Origin of the sequence: Pseudomonas sp. 34 E 7, from assembly GCF_900005715.1 — a bacterium.
Classification (GTDB): Bacteria; Pseudomonadota; Gammaproteobacteria; order Pseudomonadales; family Pseudomonadaceae; genus Aquipseudomonas; species Aquipseudomonas orientalis_A.
Window position 1 is genome coordinate 30,410 of the sequence record NZ_CVTX01000140.1, and the last position, 5,061, is coordinate 35,470.

5 protein-coding genes are annotated in these 5,061 nt (G+C 60.3%); 3 read left to right on the forward strand and 2 right to left on the reverse strand.

Annotated features, from left to right (window positions below; translation table 11 throughout):
• The first annotated feature begins 336 nt into the window (after positions 1 to 336).
• On the forward strand, positions 337 to 639 hold the full coding sequence (locus BFP96_RS13430; RefSeq protein WP_065936397.1) for a type II toxin-antitoxin system RelE/ParE family toxin: 303 nt from the start codon (positions 337 to 339) through the stop codon (positions 637 to 639).
• Between the two features lies 1 nt (position 640).
• Positions 641 to 997 carry an addiction module antidote protein gene (locus tag BFP96_RS13435; RefSeq protein WP_065883237.1) on the forward strand — a complete coding sequence of 119 codons (357 nt, stop codon included), beginning with the start codon at positions 641 to 643 and terminating at the stop codon, positions 995 to 997.
• Between the two features lie 350 nt (positions 998 to 1,347).
• On the opposite strand, the gene gudD is transcribed toward BFP96_RS13435, so the two are convergent.
• The gene (gene gudD, locus BFP96_RS13440) at positions 1,348 to 2,673 is read right to left on the reverse strand and encodes a glucarate dehydratase (RefSeq protein WP_065936398.1); all 1,326 of its coding nucleotides are present in this window, start codon (positions 2,671 to 2,673) and stop codon (positions 1,348 to 1,350) included.
• A 19-nt stretch (positions 2,674 to 2,692) separates the two neighbouring features.
• The gene (locus BFP96_RS13445; protein ID WP_065895512.1) at positions 2,693 to 4,054 is read right to left on the reverse strand and encodes an MFS transporter; all 1,362 of its coding nucleotides are present in this window, start codon (positions 4,052 to 4,054) and stop codon (positions 2,693 to 2,695) included.
• Positions 4,055 to 4,381: 327 nt separating this feature from the next.
• On the opposite strand from BFP96_RS13445, the gene BFP96_RS13450 reads away from it, so the two are divergent.
• Positions 4,382 to 5,061, forward strand: a 680-nt coding sequence (locus BFP96_RS13450) for a FadR/GntR family transcriptional regulator (protein WP_065936399.1), incomplete at its 3' end; no start/stop codon positions are given.

Genomic DNA, 5,061 nt, shown 5'->3' on the forward strand with positions numbered 1-5,061 from the left:
GCCTGCGTTCGGCCAGCGTGGTTTAACGGGGCGCCTGAGATCAAGATCAAAAGCAGATCAAGATCAAGAGCGACTCGCTGCGCATCGTGGTTAGCGGGTTAGCGGGTTAGCGTTGGGCGCTACTACGTTGTGTAGATACCCATGCCCCGATCGCGATGCGCCGCCTGATTGGGCTTCAGGTCGAGATTGTTTGGGGGGAGCGCAGCGAAACAAGCGCTAATAGTATCGTCCGGCTGCCTGCGCGGATGCTGGTCTAGGATTTTTTCTTGCGGCTCTAAACGGAATAAAAATTCACTGGCATCTACAAGGAGTAGCCAGTAGGCTACATGTGAATCTGTGACCAATACGATCGGCGGAACGCCTGAGTTCGATGCATGGCTCGACGGCATGAAGGATATTTGCGGAAAAACGGCGGTGCTGGCGCGTCTGGATCGAGCCGAAGAGAACAATTTTGGCGATTGCGCCCCTGTCGGCGACGGCCTGAGCGAAATGCGTGTTTTTGTCGGGCCAGGCTACAGGATCTATTTTGTACGCACGGGCATCGCCGCTTACCTGATGTTATGGGGCGGCGATAAAACCGATCAGAAAAGAGCAATTAAACGGGCAAAAGAAATCCTCGATGCCCTGAGAGGTAGATGAAATGAGCGAATCGACATTCAAACCCGAGGACATGCCAATCCTCGACCTTGATACATCCGGTACCCGCGTTTACGAAGCTTCGCGCTTTCTCGACAGCCCGGAGACCATCAGTGCCTATCTTGCGCAGAGCATGAAGGCCCAAGACCCGCAGATCCTTATGAAAGCACTGGCTGAAGTCGCCAAGGCCCAGGGTGTGAACAAAGTGGCCGAAGCGGCGGGGGTTAATCGGGAAAGTCTTTATAAAACCCTTAAGGGCGGGTCCAAGACGCGCTATGAGACGATCCAGAAGTTGATGGTGGCGTTGGGGGTGGAGCTGACGGTGCAGCCGATTGTAAGCAAAAAGGCCCACAGACCTTAATGCCGGGCACGCCATTGGCAGCAATGAGCAAGCTCGCTCCTGCATAAAGCCGTTTCAACGCACCAGGCAGGCTGCCTCAGGTCAGGCCCCACTCATGGCACATTTGCGCCATGCGCACCGGGCCTTGCATGGAACCGGCGCCTTCTCTGTCGTTGTGGCAGGTTCGGATAAGGTGCAGTTTCGATCGTTCCCACGCTCTGCGTGGGAATGCCGCCCTGGACGCTCTGCGTCCGCTGTTAGGTCGTGACGCAGAGCGTCACAGGCTGCATTACCACGCGGAGCGTGGGAACGATCGATGCCGGGCACGCCATTGGCAGGAACGAGCCAGCTCGCTCCTGCATAAACGGGTCTCACCGCACCAGGCAAGGCTGCTTGTTGTTGAAGCGCCATCCCGGCATCAGGAACTGCATCGCCACGCTGTCATCCCGCGCGCCCAGGCCCATGCCCTTGTACAGCTCGTGGGCCTTGGCCACGGCATCCGTGTCGATATCCACCCCGAGGCCAGGCTTGGCCGGCACTTTCACGTAGCCGCCCTCGATCTTCAGCGGCTCCCGGGTCAGGCGTTGGCCGTCCTGCCAGATCCAGTGGGTGTCGATCGCGGTGATTTCGCCCGGCGCCGCTGCCGCCACTTGGGTGAACATGGCCAGGGAAATATCGAAGTGGTTGTTGGAGTGCGAGCCCCAGGTCAGGCCCCACTCATGGCACATCTGCGCCACGCGTACCGAGCCTTGCATGGTCCAGAAGTGCGGGTCGGCGAGGGGAATGTCCACCGATTGCAGCTGAATGGCGTGACCCATTTCGCGCCAGTCGGTGGCGATCATGTTGGTGGCGGTTTTCAGGCCGGTGGCGCGGCGGAATTCGGCCATGACTTCGCGACCCGAATAGCCGTTTTCCGCGCCGCAGGGGTCTTCGGCGTAGGCCAGGACGTGATGCTGGTCGCGGCACAAACGGATGGCTTCCTTGAGTGACCAGGCGCCGTTCGGGTCGAGGGTGATGCGCGCCTCCGGGAAGCGCTCGGCCAGGGCGGTGACGGCTTCGATCTCGGCATCGCCACTCAATACGCCGCCTTTGAGCTTGAAGTCGTTGAAGCCGTATCGGGCCTTGGCGGCTTCGGCCAGTCGTACCACGGCGTCGGCCGTCAGGGCTTTCTCATGGCGCAGGCGCAACCAGTCGTCGTCGGATTCCGCTTCGTTGCGGTAGGCCAGGTCCGTGGCGGTGCGGTCACCGACGTAGAACAGGTAACCGAGCATCTTCACCGCATCGCGTTGCTGCCCCTCACCCAGCAGAGCGGCCACCGGCACCTCGAGGAACTGACCGAGCAAGTCGAGCAGCGCCGCCTCCATCGCGGTTACGGCGTGAATGGTGATGCGCAGGTCGAAGGTTTGCAGCCCACGGCCGGCCGCGTCGCGAGAGGCAAAGGTGCTGCGCATCCGGTTGAGGATGCGCTGGTACTGACCGATCGGCTGGCCGATCACCAGGCTGCGCGCGTCCTCCAGGGTTTCGCGGATGCGCTCGCCGCCGGGCACTTCACCTACGCCGGTGTTGCCGCTGCTGTCCTTGAGGATCACGATATTGCGCGTGAAGTAGGGGCCGTGGGCGCCGCTCAAGTTCAGCAGCATGCTGTCGTGACCGGCGACAGGGATGACGTCGAAATGAGTGATGACGGGAGTATTCATGGCAAGGTCCTTAATACGCTCAAAGAGGTTTGCTGATGGCGTTGGCGGTGGGCGCAATGCCGGGCGACATGAGCCCCGTGGAAGGTGAGGTCCTGGCGAAAAACACCAGGATGGCCGCGAGCACCGAGGTGCCGGCCAGGCCGTAAAGCCCGCCCTGGATCGAGCCGGTGGTTTGCTCCAGGAAGCCAAAGGTGGTGGGTGCGACGAAGCCGCCCAGGTTGCCGATGGAATTGATCAACGCGATCACTGCAGCGGCGATGCGCACGTCCAGGTAGCCCTGGGGAATCGGCCAGAACAACGAAGACGCAGATTTGAAACCGATGGCCGCAAAGCAGATCGCCACGAACGCGAAGATCGGCCCGCCCGTGGTGGACATGAACATCCCGGCCGCTGCGATCAACAAGGCTGCCGCGACCCACGCCTGCTGGAACTTGAACTTGCCGGACAGCGTTGCGAAGGCGTACATGGCGATGATCGAGATCAGCCACGGAATCGAGTTGAAGAAGCCGACTTGTATATCACTCAGGTCACCCATCTTTTTGATGATGCTCGGCAGCCAGAACGTCGCTGCGTAAATCGTCAGTTGGATGCAGAAATACAACACGCAGAACAGCAGGATCTGCCGGTCCTTGAGCAGCTTGCCGAGGGTCGGCTTGACCGTGGTCAGGGCTTCGCGGTCACGCTGTTCCTGATCGATGGCCGCAACCAGTGCGTCCTGTTCTTCGCGGCTCAGCCACTGGGCGTCATGGGGCTTGGAGTCCAGCCAGAACCACACAAAGAAGCCCAGCGCCACCGAGGCCAGGCCTTCGATGGCGAACATCCATTGCCAGCCGTGCAAGCCGAAACCTTCGATCTGTAACAGCGCACCCGACAGCGGGCCCGAGATCAATGACGCCACCGCAGAACCGCTGAGGAAGATCGCAATGGCCTTGCCGCGCTCAACCCCGGGCAACCAGCGCGTGAAGTAGTAGATCACCCCGGGAAAGAAGCCCGCTTCAGCCACGCCGAGCAAAAAACGCAGGATGTAGAAGTGGGTTTCGTTCTGGATGAACGCCATCAGCGTGGCGACGATGCCCCAGGTGAACATGATGCGGGTCAGCCAGATGCGTGCGCCGACCTTTTGCAGCAGCATGTTGGACGGCACTTCAAACAGCGCGTAGCCGATGAAGAACAGCCCGGCGCCGAAGCCATAGGCCGCCGCGCCGATGCCCAGGTCGTGCTCCATGTGCGTACGCACGAAGCCGATATTGACCCGGTCGATGTAGTTGAGGATGAACATGACCACGAACAGCGGGAGCACATGGCCCTTCACTTTGCTCACGGCGCGGGTGAGCACCGAGTCGGTTTCTGGTGCAGCGGATGCATGGCTGGAATGGTTCACGATGGAAAACGCCCCCTGATTTGTTTTTATGCGGGTTATGGGTTTTGTTGCCAGACATCATACAAGTTGTTTTTTGAAAATCGCAATGCGCCGCAATGAGTATTTGTTCTCATAAAGGCGCTGATGGAATGATATTTTGGTTATTTGCTCGTGCTATAAGGGGTTTTCTATCAGCGGAGCACCGTTCGATTCGCAGGATGTTTCGGGGCGTAATACCGGTCTATCAGATTGGTTGTCATACAAGTTAACTGTCTCGTGAATCAACTCGGCGTCGTCGGTGAACGGGATGTTAAGCTCCCTCCAGCCCAACCCCGTGGACCCTTAGCGATGCCCATTGAAAACGCACCTCCCGTGCGCAGACGCTCCACCAACCTGGCCCAGGGCGTGGTCGACGCGCTGACCCAGCGCATCCTGCTCGGCCAGCTCAAACCGGGCGAAAAACTGCCGTCCGAATCCACCATCGTGCTTGAGCATGGGGTGAGCCGCACGGTGGTACGCGAAGCCATCTCCAAGCTGCAGGCGTCGGGGCTGGTGGAGACGCGGCACGGCATCGGCACGTTCGTGCTGGAGCAACACGCCCGGCAGGGCCTGCGCCTGCACGTCGACACCGTCGCCAGCGTGCGCAACATGCTGGAACTGCGCCTGGGTCTGGAGGTGCAGGCGGTGGCGTTGGCCGCGTTGCGCCGTACCGACGCGCAACTGGCCCATATGCGCCAGGCGCTGGACGACTATCGGGCCTGCCTGGCCAACAACGACAGCTGCGTGGAAGAAGACAAACGCTTCCACCAACTGATCGCCGAAGCCACCGGCAATACGTTTTTCAGTGAAATCATGCAGCACCTGGGTACCGCGATGATCCCCCGCACCCAGGTCAAGGCTGACGAGCGCGGCGGGGCGGATTTTGCCAAGCTGGGTCAACTGGCGAGCCTGGAGCATGAGGCGATCTTCAATGCAATCAAGCGCCAGGACCCGGATGCAGCGCGGGCGGCAATGGTGCTGCATTTGAC

What these genes read in the sequence shown, in the direction of transcription:
- gudD (WP_065936398.1), bottom strand. Translation starts at nt 2,673, where the DNA reads ATGAATACTCCCGTCATCACTCATTTCGACGTCATCCCTGTCGCCGGT.
- BFP96_RS13435 (WP_065883237.1), top strand. Translation starts at nt 641, where the DNA reads ATGAGCGAATCGACATTCAAACCCGAGGACATGCCAATCCTCGACCTT.